The following is a 16,694-nucleotide window of genomic DNA, read 5'->3' as shown; positions in this document are numbered from 1 at the left end:
TTGCACAAGAATCCACTTCAAGCTCACTTGCCGGACACAGCCTGCACGGGGCTGGGCGCCGGACCGGCGCCATGCGGTTTGCGCCGGCGCCACCACGCCGCGACCTCGCCAACGATGCCGCGGCGGAACGCAAGAACGCAGACCGCGAAGATCAACCCGTGGATCACCGCGACCCATTGGCCGAGGCCGGCCAGATAGTTCTGCATGGCGACGACCACGAACGCGCCGATCACTGGCCCCAGGAGCGTGCCGACACCGCCGAGAAACGTCATGAGCAGGACTTCGCCCGACATCGACCAATGCGCATCGGTGAGACTGGCAATCTGGGTGACGATCGCTTTGGTCGACCCGGCAAGGCCCGCCAGGGCGGCCGACAGGGTGAACGCGACGCATTTGTAATGGTCGATCTCGAAACCGAGCGACTGCGCGCGGGCCTCGTGATTGCTGATCGCCCTCAGCACACGGCCGAACGGCGAGTCGACCAGCCGCATGATCAGGACGAAGCCGCCGAGAAAGATCACCGTCACGAAGACGTAGAGATTGACGGGATTGGACAGATCGATCCGCCCGAACAGCGTGCCGCGCGGAACGCCCTGCAAGCCGTTTTCACCACCCGTGAAGGGAGCCTGCAACGCGACGAAATAGACCATCTGCGCAAACGCAAGCGTCACCATGGCGAAGTAGATTCCGCTGCGGCGGATCGCGAGCCAGCCCGACACCAGCCCGAGCAACGCCGCCGTCCCGGTCCCGGTCAGGATCGCAAGCTCCGGCGTCAATCCCCACACCTTGGCCGCATGCCCGCAGACGTAGCCGGCCGAGCCCAGAAACATCGCGTGCCCGAAAGACACCAGACGTCCATAGCCAGCGATCAGATTGAAGGCGCAGGCGAACAGCGCGAAGATCATCGCCTTCATCATGAAGCCTGGATAGATGACGAGCGGCGCCGCGATCAGGCTTGCGGCGAGCGCCAGGACGATGAAAATCTGCGCACCGGGAGATGATGTCGGCATCACGGCGTCCGCCTGATGGGGAGCGCCGGCATTGTCCAGCTTTGAGCCGAACAATCCCGCCGGCCGCAGCATCAGCACCACGGCCATCACCAGGAAGACGATCGTGCTCGACAATTCGGGATAGAAGGCCTTGGTCAGGCCTTCGATCAGCCCCACGAGGAATCCGGTCACGATCGATCCCATGATCGAACCCATGCCGCCGATCACGACAACGGCGAACACCACGATCAACAGGTCCGCCCCCATGCTCGGGCTGACCTGGTAGACCGGCGCGGCCAGCACGCCCGCCAGCGCCGCGAGCGCGACTCCGGCGCCGTAGGTCAGCATGATCATGCGCGGCACCCTGATCCCGAACGCTTGAACAAGCATTGGATTCTCGGTCGCCGCGCGCAGATAGGCGCCAAGCCTCGTCCGCTCGACCACGTACCAGGTGCCCAGACAAACGATGAGCGACGCGGCGAGGACCCAGGCCCTGTAGTTCGGCAGGAACATGAAGCCGAGATTGCGGCCACCGGAAAGCTCGGCGGGAATCGCATAAGGCTGGCCGGACGACCCGAACCAGTTGCTGAGCGCGCCCTGGACCATCAAGGCCAACCCGAACGTCAGCAGCATTCCATAGAGGTGATCGAGCCCATAGAGCCGCCGCAGCAGGAATCGCTCGACGACGATGCCCGTCAATCCGACAAACAGCGGCGCGATGATCAGTGCCCACCAGTAGCCGATGCCGAGAAAGTTGAGCAGCAGCCATGCCAGCATCGCCCCCATCATGTACTGCGCACCATGGGCAAAGTTCACGATGTTCATCATGCCGAAGATGACCGCCAACCCAAGGCTGAGCATGGCGTAGAAGGCGCCATTGACGAGGCCGAGCAACAATTGGCCGAACAGCACCGCCGAAGGAATGCCAAAGATCGTCGTCATGTCCCAGCGTTCCTCATCATCGTGCGTCAGAGCCCGAGATAGCTGTTGACCGAACCGAGCCGCCGCTCGAATTCGTCACCGGCTATCTCGTCGACGACACGCCCCATTTCGACAACGTAGTGGCGGTCAGCCAGCCCGCAGACGAATCCGGCGTTCTGCTCGACCAGGAGGATCGTGAAGCCAAGCCTCTTCAGATGCGACAGCATGCGGCCGATCTGCTGAATGATGACCGGCGCGAGCCCCTCGGTCGGCTCGTCGAGCAGGAGGATGCGCGCACCGGTACGCAGGATGCGCGCGAGCGCCAGCATCTGCTGCTCGCCGCCAGAGAGCTTGGAGCCCTGACTGTCGAGCCGCTCCTTCAGATTTGGAAAGAGGTTCAAGACCTCGTCGAGTGCGATGCCGCCTTCGGCGATCTTCGGTGGCAACAGCAGATTTTCCCGCACGCTGAGGCTGGCAAAAATGCCACGCTCTTCCGGGCAGAAAGCAATGCCCTTGCGCGCGACGTCGAAGGGGGCCGCGCCAATGATCTCCTCACCATCGAGGCGGATCGATCCTGCTCGCCTCTGGAGCAGCCCCATGATCGCCTTCAGCGTCGTCGTCTTGCCCGCACCGTTGCGGCCGAGCAGCGCCACTACCTCGCCGGCGCCGACGGAGAAATCCATGCCGTGCACGACCTTGGACTCGCCGTACCAGGCCTCGAGCCGGCGGACGCTGAGCGCCTCAAGCATGCGCACGCCCCGTGTAAGCCGCGATCACGACCGGATTGGCGGCGACGTCGTCATAGGGGCCTTCCGCCAGGATCTCACCCCGCACCATCACGGTGATCGTGTCGGCAAGCTCCGCAACGACATTCATATTGTGCTCGACCAGCAGCACCGTACGGCCCTGCCGCGCCTCCTGGATGAGCGCTGTAACCCGGCCGATATCCTCCCGGCCCAATCCCGCCATTGGCTCGTCGAGCAGGAGAACCTTCGGCTCCAGCGCCAGCGTCGTAGCGAGCTCCAGCACGCGCTTGCGCCCATAGGAGAGGTTGCCCGCCATCGTGGTGGCGTGCTCGGCAAGGCCAAAGCGACGCAACAACGCGGCTGCGCGCTCGATGATGCCGGAACGCTTCGATATACGACCGAGAACGTTCCATGCGAGGCCGCTGCTACGCAGCAACGCGACTTCGACGTTCTCCTGCACGGTAAGGCCGGCGAACACCGCAGATATCTGAAAGGAGCGCACCACACCGCGTTTGGCCATCGCCGGCATTTTCAGGCGCGTGACGTCCTCGCCCTCGTGCAGGATCACGCCGCCGGTCGGGGCCAGATGCTTGGTCAGAAGATTGAACAGCGTCGTCTTGCCGGCCCCGTTGGGGCCGATGACCGCGTGCACGCCGTCACGGGCAAGCCGGAAGTTCACGTTCTTCACGGCGAAGAAGCCATCGAACTGGCGCGTGAGATTCCGCGTTTGCAGAACGAACCCGGGATTCTCGATGTGCTCGGCAATGTCAGCCATACCGCAGCGTGGAACAAAAGTTTCCTATCGTCAATAAATTCCACGATGATGCTTGCGGAGATTCTCGGCATTTGCCGGCCTAAAGAGGCAGCAACCGGGCTGGCGGCGCAGCTCCGCTGCGCATCTTGCAATGATTGACGTGCGAGGACCGATCCTGACCGCGCGCAGGATCGCCCGGCTCGACTGCCGCGAGTGACGGCGTCGAACGACCGATCAGAGCCGTGATTCAGTCAAATGAACGAACTGAGAGCCCACACGGTACAACGCCTCCTGCGCGGCGCGCCATCGCGGCTCCTCGATCGCCGCGACGGGAAGCGGGAGATCCTTCTCGCTGACGTGGCCGAGCACATAGGATGCTAGCAGGCGCCCGAAGACCGTGCCCGGTGCGATGCCCCGGCCATTATATCCGCTGAAGGCAATCACGTTGCGGGCGAGCTTGTGAAAACGCGGCAAGTTGTCGGAGGTCATGCCGATCATACCGAACCAGGCGGCTTCGAACTCGACCGCGGTGAGCTGCGGATACATCCGGCGCAGCGTGCGGATGGCCCACGCCTTGTGGATCGCCGTACCGCTCCCCTCGAGTGCGCCGACGCTGCCGAAAATGAGCCGGCCTGCACGGTCGAAGCGAAACGAGGAGAGTACCTGCCGCGTGTCCCAGGCCCCCTGCCGTTCCGGCAGGATCGACGCCTTCAGATTGTCCGGCAGCGGCCTGGTCGCGAAGTTGAAGTAGGGCAGATGTACCTGCTCCTTCCGTAGCTGGGACCAGGGTCCTCGCGCATAAGCATCGGTCGACACGATCACCCAATCTGCACGTACGATTCCCGCTTTCGCGTCGACCTGCCAACGGGCGCCGGCGTCCCTTGCAGCGAGTACGGGGCTCTGGGTGAAGATCTGGGCGCCAGCCGCAAGCGCGGCTCGTGCCAGGCCGCGGACATAGGCCAGCGGCTGAATGGTGCCGGCCCGCTTGTCGAGCAGCGCCCCGGCATAGTCGGCTCCGCCGACCTTTCGGCGCGTTTCTTCGGCGGTGAGCACTTCGACGGGCGCACCGCGCCGCTGCCACTGCTTTGCGCGCGTCTCGATCTCTTCCAATCCTCTGCGACCGACTGCGCAATGCAGCGTGCCCGCATGCACCGGCTCGCAGTCGATGCCGTGCCTGGCGATAAGATCGAACACCTCATTCGGCCCATGCCCCAACAGCTCGATCAGGCGCTCGCCGAAAGTCTGCCCCAACGTCGATACCAAAACGTCAGGCATGACCCACATGCCCGCATTGACGAGACCGACGTTGCGGCCGGACCCGCCGAAGCCGATCTCGGAGGCTTCCAGCACGACGGCGCGGACGCCTTTTTGGGCCAGGTGAACAGCCGCGGACAATCCCGTATAACCGCCGCCGATGATGGCGACATCGACATCCATCTCGCCCGCCAATGGCTGAGTCTGAGGTGCTGGCGGCGCCGTCAACTCCCACAGTCCGTGCGATTTCGCATCGCCCTCCATCAGGCAGACTCCTTCAGCCGTAACGCATCTGCCGCGTCGGCAATCCGCCGACTGGCCTCCAATATCGACGTGGCGTAAGAAATCCGGAAGCAAGGCGCAAGCTCAAATGCGGAGCCGGGCACGACGTCGACGCTGTCCGTTCTGAGAAGATGCGTGGCGAGATCGGTATCGCTCTACACTATGATTGCATCGTCAAGGCATTCAAAACGAAGATTACTCAAGACATCATTCCAATTGAGAATACGTGCAGCCCCGTCCTTGCTGGGCTTGTGATCGTAATGTTCCCCAAGCACTGGTTGATGCCCGTCGTCCAGGTTGCACTGGATGGGGCACCGGGCCTTGGAATGACCAGTCAACATGCCAAAAAGGGGTGTCCATTCACTCGGCCAGGCCGCGTGGCGATGGCAAGGCCGATCTCTCACGACGGCCCGGTCACTAGTGCGCGTCGGCCGACGAGATTGGACAATTCGAGATGGCGGCCGTCACACGACATGGCGCTACATCCGCGATCAGCGGGCGAGCAGCCTCTTAACGCCGGCCAGACCGACGCGCAGGAACGGATCAGAGTGGATGTAGAAATACCGCACACCTTGTTCGAGCAGGGAAGGCAGTTCGTCCGACGTCACGAGCGTGCCGGCGACTTTGCCGGCCGCACGGATCTTCTTCACGGCATGCGCGACCCGCTCCATCACGGCCTGCGGCCGCGGCTGGCCGAATGGCGGTGCCGGCGGAAAGCCCATGTTCTGCGAGAGGTCGCCGGGCCCGATGAAGAAGACGTCAATGCCATCGACCGCGACCAGCGCGTCGATGTCGTCGATCGCCTTCGGCGTCTCGATCATGGCGATGACGAGCCGCTTCTCGTAATCGGCGGGACAGGCGTAGCGCACCGCATCGACGATGGCCCGCGCCTGCTCTGCGGTATCGACCATCGGCACCATCAAGCCGTCGGCGCCGGCGTTGAGATAACGGATCAGCACCGGCCGCTCATGGGAATGCGGGCGGACGATTGCGGCGCCGCCGGCACCGCGGATGGCCTGCGCTGTCACCCGCACGTCCTCGAAGCTCCAGGTGCCGTGCTCGCAATCGACGAAGATGGCGTCCGCACCGAGCTCGACCAGGCGCACCGCCAGTCCCGATGAGGCATGGTGCGGCGTGAACATGGTGACCGCCTCGCCCCTGGCAAGGCGCTCGCGCAAGTTGGCTCCGTTCATGGGATCCTCTTCTCTAGCTTTTCGGCTTGTCGGCAAGACCTGCGGGCGCGCCGACCCAGCGGGCCGTCTCGATATCCACGGATGTATCCCGCATGAAGGTCGGGCAGATGTGCAGTTCGGGAATCATCGCGCCCTTTTGCAGGCTGGCGCAGAGCAGCACTGCGCGCGCGACGTCGTGCGGATTGAGCATAACAGCGCGTTCGCTGTCCAAAGGCGGTCTTGCACGATTGTCCATGATCGGCGTGTCGGTCTCGCCCGGCAGGATCGTCGTCGCGCGGATGCCCTGATTGCGGAACGTATTGTGCAGGAAAGTCATGAAGTTCTTCACGCCGGCCTTGGCTGCGCCGTAGGCGGCACCGCCGAGCAGGTTCGGATTGACCACCGCGAGCGAGGACACCGTGATGATCGTACCTTCCTTCCTGGCGATCATGTCGTCGAGCACGGCCTGGGTCAGATTGAACACCGCCGTGAGATTGACGTTGACCGTGGCGTTCCACTCGGCCTCGGTGATGAACCGCGCGTTCAACACCTTGCTGGCACTGCCGGCATTGTTGACGAGGATGTCGATCGATCCGACGTTACCCTTGACCCAGGCCACCGTCTCGATGATCGCCTCACGCGAGGCCACGTCGAGCGCGCGAGCGGTGGCCTTGCCGCCCGCCTTCTCGATGACGGACACGACCGCCTGAAGCGGCGCGATGCGGCGCCCGGTCAGGACAACGGTTGCCCCCTCCTGGGCCAGCAGGATCGCGGTCTCCCGCCCGATCCCCGTGCCTGCCCCCGTGACGAGTGCGACTTTTCCGTCGAGTAGCCCCATGATTCACCTATTCGGCGGCAGTCGCCGCCAGGCTTGAGCCTTGATAGCCGTAAAACTGCCGCGCAGCCTGCGGTGTGATCAACCCCTCCGCAAGATCGAGCTCGATCGATGCAACAGAGCGTTCCGACGTTTTGCCCCAGCCACCACCACCGGGCGTTTCGACTTCGAGGCGGTCCCCGGTCTTCAAGACGACCTTGCCCTTCGGAAATTGCGGTTCGCAGTTCTTATACACCTTGCCCGCGCTGCCGGACTGACCGCCGACCACACCGAAGCAGGGATGACGCACCCGCTCGGAGGCAAGGTAGATGTTCATCGGGTTGCGGCCGAGGTTGCGCAGCACGACGTGCTGGCCGAGACCGCCCCGGCTCTTGCCGGCGCCGCCGGAGTCCGGAATCAACTCCTTGCATTCGACAAGCGCCGGCACGGCGATCTCGAACATCTCGATGGCGGTGACCCTGCAATTGGACGGGAAGCTCAGCGTGTCGAGGCCGTCGAACTCGGCGCGCGCGCCCTGCCCGCCGTGGAAGTTCTGCACCGAACCGTATTGCGAGCCGTCATCCCGCCGGCCGACGCAATTGGCGGCCCAGATCGGCGCACCGCCGCTGTCACCCATGACCTTGTCGGGCACCACACTCTCCAGCGCCTTGAAGATCAACGATGGAATGACGTGCCCGATCAGGTTTCGCGAATTGCCCGCCGTCCATTGCTGCGGATTGAGAATGGAACCAAGCGGCGCCTCGTCGGTGATCGGGGTGATGCAACCCTCGTTGTTCGGCGTGTCCGGATCGAGCAGGCACTTCAGCGCATAGACCGAATGGGCGTAGCGGTAGTTGGTGCGGCAATTGATCGAGTGAAGGATCTGGTCGGACGTCCCGGCGTAGTCGACGTGGATGGAATCGTCGCGCACGATGACCGATGCTTTGAGTCTCACGTCGGTGTCATAGCCGTCGAGCAGGACCTCGGCGGAATACGTCCCGTTCGGCCACTGCCGGATGGCCTTTCGCGTTTGGGCCTCGGAGCGCGTATGGATGGCGTCCGCGAGTTCGTCGATGCTGTCGAGATCGTACTCATCGAGAAATTTCAGAAGCTCGCGCCCCATGACGTTGTTGGCGGCGACCATGGATTCGAGATCGCCCATCACCTCGGTCGGGAGGCGAACGGAGGCCGCGATGATGTCGAGCACATCCTGGTTGGGAACGCCCGCCTTGTGCAGCTTCACGATCGGAAAGCGAATGCCCTCCTCGAAGATGTCGCTAGCTTCCGAATGCAGGGGAGCGCCGCCGATATCCGGCAGATGCGCGATCGAGCCGGCATAGGCCACGACCTTGCCCTTCTTGAAGATCGGCGTGATCATCGTCACGTCGGGAAGATGGCCGGTGCCGATCTCCGGGTCGTTGGTGGCAAGGACGTCGCCCTCCTGCAACGTCTCCGCCGGAAACTTCGGCAGGAAGTATTTCTGCGCGGCAACCGGCAGCGAGGTGATGAACACCGGGATCGACCAGGTGCACTGCGCGAGCGCGCGGCCCCGGCTGTCCAGCAGCACGGTCACATAGTCGTGGTTCTCGCGCACGATCGGCGAGAACGCGGTCCGGCCGAGCACGATGTCGGCCTGGTCGGCGATGAAGATCAACCTGTTCCACATCACCTGGAGGTTGATCGGATCGTTGAAATCGGCGGCGTTCACGGACATGGATACGTGGTCCTCAGGCGATATTGATCACGAGATTGCCGTTAATGTCGACGTGAGCGGTACCGCTCGGTCCGACCACCGCAGTGGACTCGCGCTGCTCGACGATGGCCGGCCCCCTGATCTCCTCGCCGACCGGCAGCTTGTAGTGCTCGTACACCGGCGTTTCGACGAAGTCCCCATGCTCGCTGAAATAGACCGGACGGGTCCCCTTCTTCGCCTCGGCAGCATGGCGCGCGTGCGGCCGCGTCACCTGATCCTTCTGGCCGCCGGCGCGCAGGCGCCAGGTGATCACCTCGACCGATGAGCCTGCCACGGTCCGACCGAATAGCTCGCGGTAGAGCTTGAAGAAATTGGCGAGCAGCTGTTCGTGGAACTGCTTGGGCGGCAAGCTGCGATCCGGCAGGGCGACGGTAATCTCGTGGCCCTGCCCGACGTGACGCATGTCGACGGTGTAAGTGTTGGTGATGGTCTCCGGTGCAACGCCCGCGGCACGGACGACTTCAGCGCCCTGGGCGGCGAGATCTCCGAGCAGGCGATCCATCGCGGCGAAATCCCAATTGTCGACCTGCATCGGAAAGCTCACCGACAGATCGACGGCGACCGGAGCGATCAGCAGGCCGATCGCCGAAGTGACGCCGGCCCCCGTCGGACAGATGATGCGCTTGATGCCGAGCTTGCGCGCGATGCCATAGGCATGCACCGGCCCCGCGCCGCCGAACGCGACCATCGGCAGGCTGCGCGGATCGACGCCGAGATCGGTCGCATGCACGGCCGCGGCCTTGCTCATGGATTCATTGACGAGATCGTGGATGCCGAAGGCGCAGCGGGGAACACTGACGTCGAGCGAGGATGCGAGCTTCGTCATCGCCGCGAGCGCGGCGTCTTTCGATACCTTGAATGAGCCTCCGACGAAGGACCCGGTGCCCATATAGCCGAGCAGAATATCGGCATCGGTGACGGTCGGCTCGGTGCCGCCGCGCTGATAGGCCGCCGGTCCCGGCATCGCGCCGGCCGAACGCGGTCCGACGTCGAGCAGGCCAAGCGGATTCTTCGCGGCAATGGAGCCGCCGCCAGCCCCAATCTCGATCATGCGGATCGACTGGATCTTCAGCGGGAAGCCCGAGCCCTTGCGGAAGCGGTGATAATGCGCGACTTCGAGATCGGTGCCGACCGTCGGCTCACCATTCGGAATCAGGCACAGCTTTGCCGTGGTGCCCCCCATGTCGAAGGACAGCACGCTGCCCTCTCCGGCGATGCGACCGAACTCGGCGGCGGCGACCGCGCCTGCGGCGGGTCCCGACTCGATCAGGCGCACCGGCAGCTCGGCGGCGCGGCTGCTCGGCACGAGGCCCCCCGATGACGTCATCCAGAGTACCTGGCGATCTATACCCTTGACGGCGAATTCGCGCTCGAGGTGAGCGACGTGTCCCGACATCTGCGGCCGCGTATAGGCGTTGACGACGGTGGTCGAAGCGCGATCGAACTCGCGCACTTCCGGGCAGACCTCGGAGGAGAGCGAGACGAAGATATCAGGATCCTCCTCGCGCAGCAGGGCTGCAATGCGCTGTTCGTGGGTCGGATATTTGTAGGCATGCAGCAGGCAGACGGCGACGGACTTGATACCCTCCTGGCGCAGCCGGCCGGCGATCCCACGGACCGTCTCCTCCTCCAGCGCCGTGATGACTTCGCCGTCAGCGGAAATGCGCTCGACCGCGCCGAAGCTGTTCGCGCGCGTCACCAGGGGATCCGGATATTTCAGATTGAGGTCGTAGAGATCGTAGCGCCCTTCATTGCGGATACGCAGCATGTCCTGGAAACCGGCGGTCGAGATAAAGCCGGTCTTGACGCCCTTGCGCTCCAGCACGGCATTGGTGACCACGGTAGTCGCGCCGAGCACCTGGATCTTATCGAGATCGACGACATCACCAAACTGCTCGAGCAGATCGGACACACCGCGGACCACGGCTTCGGCGGGATTGTGCGGCGTGCTCAGCACCTTGTGGAGATGCAATTCACCTTTGTCGTCGAGCAGCGCGAAATCGGTGAAAGTTCCCCCGGTATCGAATGCGAGCTTGGCCATCTTTGTCCTCGAAGCGATCGCCGTGCAGGACGAAGCATTTTCGAGCTGCCTGCTGAACCGTGCGATCAAGGCTTGAATCGGGAACGCCGGGTTCGACGATGTCTTCGACGGTAGGAAATGCACCCGCCGCTGGCCAACACAACTCCGGTCTGCCGCCATAGGTTTTGCTTATGGCGTGCAGCGATCGGCGTTGGACACATCTTGTCCCTGCAATGGATACGCGGTCAGCGGCGGCTAGACCGCGCGGATGCCTTGTGGATGGCCGCGCATCAGCTTCTCCACGACCGTAAGAAGCACCGATCGAGTCGCAAGCGCCGGCTCCGAGAGCGGCAGGTGATCCGACACGCAAAGCGAAACGGTCGCTTCGATCGCGGGACGGACGAGCCGCCGGACCTCGACGCCCTCAAAGCTGGATGCGCTTGCCGCCACCGAAGCCGGCAGGATGGTCGAGCCGAGCCCTTCCGTGACCGCCGCTCCCAGCGCCGACACGGATTCGATCTCCGAGACGACGTTCGGCGTCACCCGCGCCCGCGCCAGCGATTCATCGATCAATCGCCGCAGGAAATGGCCCTGGCTCGGCAAGAGCAGCTTGACGTCGGCGAGCGCCGACAACGCCAGCGGCTCATCGGCCTGCTTCTTCGCTCCCTGCTCCACCCGGGAGACCAGATACAGCTCCTCCCGAAACAGCGGCTGCAGCTTGACGCCCTTGATCGGACCGGAGCCGTAGATCATCGCCATGTCCATCTTGCCGGTCATGATGAGCTCGCTCAGCACATGACCGAAACTGTCGTTGATGTGGACGATGATCTGGGGATGCAGCGTGGACATCTCCTTCAGGATCGGCAGCGACAACGTGCTCGATGCTGAATAGGTCGCGAGCCCGATCGACACACGCCCAGCCAACGCCTTCGTCGATTGATCGATGTCGATCTGCGCCTGCTCGATCTGCTTCAGCAGCAGTTGGGCGTGACGGTAGAGAATGAGCCCCGCTTCGGTCGGGACGATGCCGTGATTGCTGCGCAGAAGCAGCTTGTGCTTGAAATGGCTCTCGAGTGCAGCGATCTGCTGCGACAGCGCGGGCTGAGCCGTCCGCAACAGGCCGGCGGCGCGCGACACGCTGCCGGCGTCGACGACTTTGACAAAGCTCTTCAGCTTCCTGAAATCGACACTCATAGGGGCCGAATGCTCGTCCTGGAAAGAAGGTCGGGAGCCGCACTATCCTTTATCTAGCCCATTGATTTCAATGGGATTCTCGTCGATTTAGAGGGTTTTCGCCGTATCCACGGCTCGCCGCGCTCAGGAAAGCGCGCGGCAGGCCTTCTCGATGCGGTCGCAGGCCTCTTTGATCGCCTCCATCGAGGTCGCGATCGACAGGCGGAAATACGGGGAGAGCCCATAGGCGGCACCCTGCACGGCCGCCACACCGACTCCGTCGAGCAAATAGAGCACGAAATCGAGATCGTTCTCGATGACCTTGCCATCCGGCGTGGTCTTACCGATGACACCGGCGCAGCCGGGGTAGAGATAGAACGCGCCGTCCGGCACCAGACATGACAGGCCCGGGATCGCATTCAGCCGCGCGCAAGCATAGTCGCGACGTTCCTTGTAGAGCTTGACGCTGTCGCGAACGAACGCCTGGTCGCTGGTGAGCGCATGGGCGGCCGCGGCCTGGCTGATCGACGAGGGACACGAGGAGATCTGCGATTGCAGCTTGTTGATGGCTGCGATCAGCGGCGCGGGACCCGCCGCGTACCCGATCCGCCATCCGGTCATGGCGTAGGTCTTGGACACGCCGTTGGCGAGCAGAACACGTTCCTTCAGCGCCGGCACCGCAGCCGCCAGCGTGGTCGCCGGCTCGTCGCGGTACCAGATCTGGTCGTAGATGTCGTCGGACAGTACCAGCACATTGGGATGGCGCAGCAGGACCTCGCCGAGGGCCTGAAGGTCCGAGCGCGAATACGCCGCGCCTGTCGGGTTCGAGGGCGCATTGAGGATCAGCCAGCGTGTTCTGGGCGTGATGGCGGCCTCGAGCGCGTCAGCCGTCAACTTGAAGCCCTGGTTCTCCGAACAGCGGACGATGACGGGCTTGCCGTCATTGGCAATCACCATGTCGGGATAGGAGACCCAATAGGGTGCGGGGATGATGACCTCCGCCCCTTCCTCCACGCTCGCCATGAGCGCGAGAAACAGGATCTGCTTGGCGCCGCCACCGACGCAGATCTCGTTGTCGGCATATTCGAGGCCGAGGCGGCGCTTGTAGTCGGCTATGATCGCCTTGCGCAGGGCGACGGTGCCGTTCACCGCGGTATATTTCGTCTCGCCGCGATCGATCGCCTCATGCGCGGCCGTCTTGACGTAATCGGGCGTGTCGAAATCCGGCTCGCCGATCGCCATGTCGATGATGTCGCGTCCCGCCGCCTTGAGCTCGCGAACGCGGGCGGACGCCGCCGTGGTCGGAGAGATCTTGATGCGCGAGACGCGCGAAGCCGGCACGAAAATCGTCACGTTTGTCGTCCTTCAGTTTGCGAATATGGGGCGCGCGTCCGCGGCGAACGCCGTGATAGCTAGTGCTCGACCTCGGTCTCGCCGCGCATGCGGCCCGTGAGGAACAGTTCGCCCAGCTCGTCGTGGGTAATATCTGCCGGCCGGCCATCCCAGATCACCTTGCCGAGACGCAGGATGACCGCGCGCTGAGCGACCTCCATGGCCTTCTTGGTGTTCTGCTCGACCAGCAGAATGGTCTGACCGGTCGCGTTGATACGAAGCAGCTCGTCGAAGACGATGCCGATTGCGCTCGGCGAAAGTCCCACGGACGGCTCGTCGACCAGCAGGATCTTCGGCCGTTGCAGCACGGCCATCGCCACTTCCAGCAATTGCTGCTCGCCGCCGGACATGTTTCCGGCAAGCGTATTGCGCCGTGTCTTCAGGATCGGGAACAGGTCGTAGACATAGTCCCGCTCCGCCTTCACCTGGCTGTCGCGCAGCGTATAGGCGGCCATCTGCAGATTTTCGTCGACCGTCATCACCGGGAAATTGCAGCGTCCCTGCGGCACCCATGAAATGCCTTCGGCCAAGATCGCGCGCGACTTCAAGGCCGTGATGTCCTTGCCTTGCCAGTTGATATTGCCACCCTTGATGGTCGTCATGCCATAGAGCGTCTTCAGCAGCGTCGACTTGCCGGCGCCGTTCGGTCCCATCAGCGCGACGAACTGCCCCTGCGGAACGTCGAGATCGACGCCGTTGAGAATATCGAGCGAGCCGTAGCCCGCGCGCAATCCCTTGATCGAGAGAGATGGTTCAGCCACCGAGATAGGCCTCCCGCACCGCCTGGTTCTGGACGATATCCTCCGGACTTCCCTCCGCAAGCTTGCGGCCCTGGTCGAGCACGACCACGCGCTTGCAGAGGCTCGTCACCACATCGATGTTGTGCTCGATGATGAGGAAGCTGACACCGAAGGAGGTGTTGGCGAGGCGGATGCTCTCGACCACGCGTTCGATCAGCTTGGGGTTGATGCCGGCCATCGGCTCGTCGAGCAGGATGAGCTTCGGCTCCGGCATCAGCATCGAGGCGAACTGGATCAGCTTCTGCTGGCCGCCGGACAGCTTGCCCGCCGGCTGGAAGCGCACGTCCCAGAGGCCGGCGATCTTGATCAGCTCGCGCGCCCGTTCCCGCAGCGCCGCGACGCGGTTGCGGGCCGCCGATCCAATCCCGAACGTCGACGAGATACCGGGAAAGGTGAACATCTGGCCGGCGATGACGAGGTTCTCCTCGATATCGAGCGCTGAGAACACCACGGTCTTCTGGAACGACCTGAGCATGCGGCCCTCACGGGCGATGTCGTTCAGCGACCAGCCCGTGATGTCCTGGCCGTCGAGCTTCACGGCACCGGCGCTGGGTTTCGCGAGCCCCGTCACGCAATCGAAGAAGGTCGACTTGCCCGAGCCATTGGGGCCGATGAGCCCGCAGATCTCGCCGCGGCCCACGTGCAGATCGACGCCATCGACGGCGCGGACGGCACCGTAGGACTTGCAGAGACCGGAGATGTCGAGGATCGGAAGGCCGGTCATTTGCGCCTCTCAAGGAAAGACCAGAAGCGGCCGATCAGCGGCGCGAATCCGCTCGGAAACCAGAACACGAGCCCAAGCAGGAAGAAGCCATAGGCGATCATGCGCAGCTCCGGCGTGACGCGCAGCGCTTCGGTGAGACCGACGAACAACAGGCTGCCGAAGATGACGCCCGAAATGGTCCCGGCGCCGCCGCCGAGCACGATGATCAGCATCGTGGTCGAGTAGTACATCTGGAACGTGAGCGGGCTGACGACGGTGAGGTAGTGCGCATAGAGGCTGCCGCCGAGACCGGCGAACGTGGCGCTGATCATGAACACCACCAGCTTGTAGTGCCAGGTGGGGATACCGACGGATTCCGCCAGCGTCTCGTTCTCGCGGATGGCGATCATGTTTCGTCCGGCCGGCGAACGGACGATGAGGAAGGCGACCAGCGTGGCGATCGCGGCGATGGCGAGGACCAGATAGTAGAAGCCGACCGTGCCGGAGACGGTGAACGAAGCCGGCCCCAGCGCAAAATAAGGTTTTGGAATCGCCGCCAAGCCCATGTCGCCGCGCGTCAGGCTGATCCAGTTCTTGGCGATGGCTTGGCCGATGATGACGAAGCCCAGCGTACACATCACGAACGACGTCGCACGCAGCCTCAGCGCCGGAATGCCGAGCGGCAGCGCGATCGCGCCGGCCATCAGTCCCGCTGCCAGGAAGTTCACATAGAAAGGTGTGCCGAAATGCACCGCGAGCAGCGCGGACGTGTAGGCGCCGATGCCGAAGAACGCCGCCTGCGCCAGCGACAGCAGGCCGGTGTAACCGAGCAGCAGGTTGAGCCCGTGCGCCGGCAGGAGGAAGATCAGCGCGATGATCATTGCGTGCAGGGGATAATTGCCGAGGAACAGCGGCGCGACACATGCCAGCACCACGAGCGCGACGCCGAAGGGAACGCGAAGGTCCCGCCCCGTCGTTGCGGCCGTGAGTTCAGCGGACGTCATGTTCGGCTCTCGGGCGATCTCGCTCACCTGTCACCACCGCATCTCTAGAAGCGCGCCTGCGCGGAAAAGAGCCCGTGCGGACGCCACATCAGCACCAGCATCAGGGTTGCGAAGCCGACCGTGTCGCGGAATTGCAGGCCGACGTAAGTCGCGACCAGGCTCTCGGCGATACCGAGGATCATGGCAGCGACGAACGTGCCGCGCACGTTGCCAAGCCCGCCCATGATGATGATCGGCAGCGTCTTGAAGGTGATCAGCTCGCCCATGCCGCCATAGACGCTCACGTTCACCGGCGCGGTCAGCACGCCCGAGAGCGCGGCAAGACAGGCACCGACGATGAACGTCCACAGCGCGATGTGGCGAACGTCGATACCGACCACTGCGCAGCACTCGATGTTCTGGGAGACCGCGCGCATGGCCTTGCCCATCCGGCTGTAGGTCACCATCAGCTCGAGCCCGACGAACACGATGAGGCCGACGATGATGATCAGGATGCGCTGTTCGGCCAGGGTGAAGCCCAAAACGCTCACCGGCTCGATATAGCCGCCGGAGAAGAACTTGTAGCTGCCGCCGAAGACCAGGATCACCGCGTTCTGCAGGATCAGGGCGACGCCGAGCGTGGCGAGAACGCCAGCCTCCGCCGGCGCTCCCACGATCCTCTGCATCACAAAGTTGCCGACGACGACGGCAATGGCCGCCGTCGCAACCACGCCGATCACGACCGCGACCGGATAGGGCAGATCGAAATAGTCGATCGCAAACCAGGCCCCGAACGTCCCGAGCATGTAGTATTCGCCATGAGCGAAGTTGATCGCACGCAGGACGCCGAAGATCATCGTCATGCCGACGGCAACGATCGCGTAGACCGATCCGGAAACGATGCCGTTAACGACCTGCTCGATGATCGTGTAGAACAT

Annotated in this window: 13 protein-coding genes and 2 pseudogenes; all 15 read right to left on the bottom strand. The window is 63.6% G+C overall.

Annotated features, from left to right (window positions below; all coding sequences use genetic code 11):
- Nucleotides 1–23: 23 nt before the first annotated feature.
- Nucleotides 24–908, bottom strand: a pseudogene (locus tag JQ603_RS38010) (branched-chain amino acid ABC transporter permease); the annotation flags it as partial.
- A gap of 147 nt (nt 909–1,055) precedes the next feature.
- Nucleotides 1,056–1,931: pseudogene (locus tag JQ603_RS38005) on the bottom strand (branched-chain amino acid ABC transporter permease); the annotation flags it as partial.
- Nucleotides 1,932–1,957: 26 nt separating this feature from the next.
- The gene (locus JQ603_RS09300; protein WP_212338553.1) at nt 1,958–2,659 is read right to left on the bottom strand and encodes an ABC transporter ATP-binding protein; all 702 of its coding nucleotides are present in this window, start codon (nt 2,657–2,659) and stop codon (nt 1,958–1,960) included.
- Nucleotides 2,652–3,431 (bottom strand): ABC transporter ATP-binding protein, encoded by a 780-nt coding sequence (locus tag JQ603_RS09295; RefSeq protein WP_212338550.1) that lies wholly within the window; start codon nt 3,429–3,431, stop codon nt 2,652–2,654. The genes JQ603_RS09300 and JQ603_RS09295 overlap by 8 nt, the downstream gene beginning before the upstream one ends.
- A 213-nt stretch (nt 3,432–3,644) precedes the next feature.
- A complete protein-coding gene (locus tag JQ603_RS09290; protein WP_212338547.1) occupies nt 3,645–4,928 on the bottom strand; it encodes an NAD(P)/FAD-dependent oxidoreductase in 1,284 nt (427 codons plus the stop codon).
- Between the two features lie 509 nt (nt 4,929–5,437).
- Nucleotides 5,438–6,139 (bottom strand): HpcH/HpaI aldolase family protein, encoded by a 702-nt coding sequence (locus tag JQ603_RS09285; RefSeq protein ID WP_212338544.1) that lies wholly within the window; start codon nt 6,137–6,139, stop codon nt 5,438–5,440.
- A gap of 13 nt (nt 6,140–6,152) precedes the next feature.
- Complete coding sequence (locus JQ603_RS09280; RefSeq protein ID WP_212338542.1) at nt 6,153–6,956, bottom strand: SDR family NAD(P)-dependent oxidoreductase; 804 nt, start codon at nt 6,954–6,956, stop codon at nt 6,153–6,155.
- A 7-nt stretch (nt 6,957–6,963) separates the two neighbouring features.
- A complete protein-coding gene (locus JQ603_RS09275; RefSeq protein ID WP_212338540.1) occupies nt 6,964–8,646 on the bottom strand; it encodes a hydantoinase B/oxoprolinase family protein in 1,683 nt (560 codons plus the stop codon).
- 13 nt (nt 8,647–8,659) lie between these two features.
- A complete protein-coding gene (locus tag JQ603_RS09270; RefSeq protein WP_212338538.1) occupies nt 8,660–10,726 on the bottom strand; it encodes a hydantoinase/oxoprolinase family protein in 2,067 nt (688 codons plus the stop codon).
- A 234-nt stretch (nt 10,727–10,960) separates the two neighbouring features.
- The gene (gene nac, locus JQ603_RS09265; protein ID WP_212338535.1) at nt 10,961–11,899 is read right to left on the bottom strand and encodes a nitrogen assimilation transcriptional regulator NAC; all 939 of its coding nucleotides are present in this window, start codon (nt 11,897–11,899) and stop codon (nt 10,961–10,963) included.
- 123 nt (nt 11,900–12,022) lie between these two features.
- Nucleotides 12,023–13,231 (bottom strand): aspartate transaminase, encoded by a 1,209-nt coding sequence (locus tag JQ603_RS09260; RefSeq protein ID WP_212338515.1) that lies wholly within the window; start codon nt 13,229–13,231, stop codon nt 12,023–12,025.
- 59 nt (nt 13,232–13,290) lie between these two features.
- Nucleotides 13,291–14,031, bottom strand: coding sequence for a branched-chain amino acid ABC transporter ATP-binding protein (locus JQ603_RS09255; protein ID WP_212338512.1), 741 nt, complete (start codon nt 14,029–14,031; stop codon nt 13,291–13,293).
- A complete protein-coding gene (locus tag JQ603_RS09250; RefSeq protein WP_212338510.1) occupies nt 14,024–14,794 on the bottom strand; it encodes an ABC transporter ATP-binding protein in 771 nt (256 codons plus the stop codon). The genes JQ603_RS09255 and JQ603_RS09250 overlap by 8 nt, the downstream gene beginning before the upstream one ends.
- On the bottom strand, nt 14,791–15,777 hold the full coding sequence (locus JQ603_RS09245; RefSeq protein ID WP_212338508.1) for a branched-chain amino acid ABC transporter permease: 987 nt from the start codon (nt 15,775–15,777) through the stop codon (nt 14,791–14,793). The genes JQ603_RS09250 and JQ603_RS09245 overlap by 4 nt, the downstream gene beginning before the upstream one ends.
- A 44-nt stretch (nt 15,778–15,821) precedes the next feature.
- Complete coding sequence (locus tag JQ603_RS09240; protein WP_212338506.1) at nt 15,822–16,694, bottom strand: branched-chain amino acid ABC transporter permease; 873 nt, start codon at nt 16,692–16,694, stop codon at nt 15,822–15,824.

The sequence above is a fragment of the Bradyrhizobium liaoningense genome (assembly GCF_018130825.1).
In the GTDB taxonomy this organism is placed as follows: Bacteria; Pseudomonadota; Alphaproteobacteria; order Rhizobiales; family Xanthobacteraceae; genus Bradyrhizobium; species Bradyrhizobium liaoningense_B.
Note: the sequence above shows the minus strand (reverse complement) of the source record. Positions and strands in the feature narration are given on the sequence as shown.

What these genes read in the sequence shown, in the direction of transcription:
- JQ603_RS09300 (WP_212338553.1), bottom strand. Translation starts at nt 2,659, where the DNA reads ATGCTTGAGGCGCTCAGCGTCCGCCGGCTCGAGGCCTGGTACGGCGAG.
- JQ603_RS09295 (WP_212338550.1), bottom strand. Translation starts at nt 3,431, where the DNA reads ATGGCTGACATTGCCGAGCACATCGAGAATCCCGGGTTCGTTCTGCAA.
- JQ603_RS09290 (WP_212338547.1), bottom strand. Translation starts at nt 4,928, where the DNA reads ATGGAGGGCGATGCGAAATCGCACGGACTGTGGGAGTTGACGGCGCCG.
- JQ603_RS09285 (WP_212338544.1), bottom strand. Translation starts at nt 6,139, where the DNA reads ATGAACGGAGCCAACTTGCGCGAGCGCCTTGCCAGGGGCGAGGCGGTC.
- JQ603_RS09280 (WP_212338542.1), bottom strand. Translation starts at nt 6,956, where the DNA reads ATGGGGCTACTCGACGGAAAAGTCGCACTCGTCACGGGGGCAGGCACG.
- JQ603_RS09275 (WP_212338540.1), bottom strand. Translation starts at nt 8,646, where the DNA reads ATGTCCGTGAACGCCGCCGATTTCAACGATCCGATCAACCTCCAGGTG.
- JQ603_RS09270 (WP_212338538.1), bottom strand. Translation starts at nt 10,726, where the DNA reads ATGGCCAAGCTCGCATTCGATACCGGGGGAACTTTCACCGATTTCGCG.
- nac (WP_212338535.1), bottom strand. Translation starts at nt 11,899, where the DNA reads ATGAGTGTCGATTTCAGGAAGCTGAAGAGCTTTGTCAAAGTCGTCGAC.
- JQ603_RS09250 (WP_212338510.1), bottom strand. Translation starts at nt 14,794, where the DNA reads ATGACCGGCCTTCCGATCCTCGACATCTCCGGTCTCTGCAAGTCCTAC.
- JQ603_RS09245 (WP_212338508.1), bottom strand. Translation starts at nt 15,777, where the DNA reads ATGACGTCCGCTGAACTCACGGCCGCAACGACGGGGCGGGACCTTCGC.
- JQ603_RS09240 (WP_212338506.1), bottom strand. Translation starts at nt 16,694, where the DNA reads ATGTTCTACACGATCATCGAGCAGGTCGTTAACGGCATCGTTTCCGGA.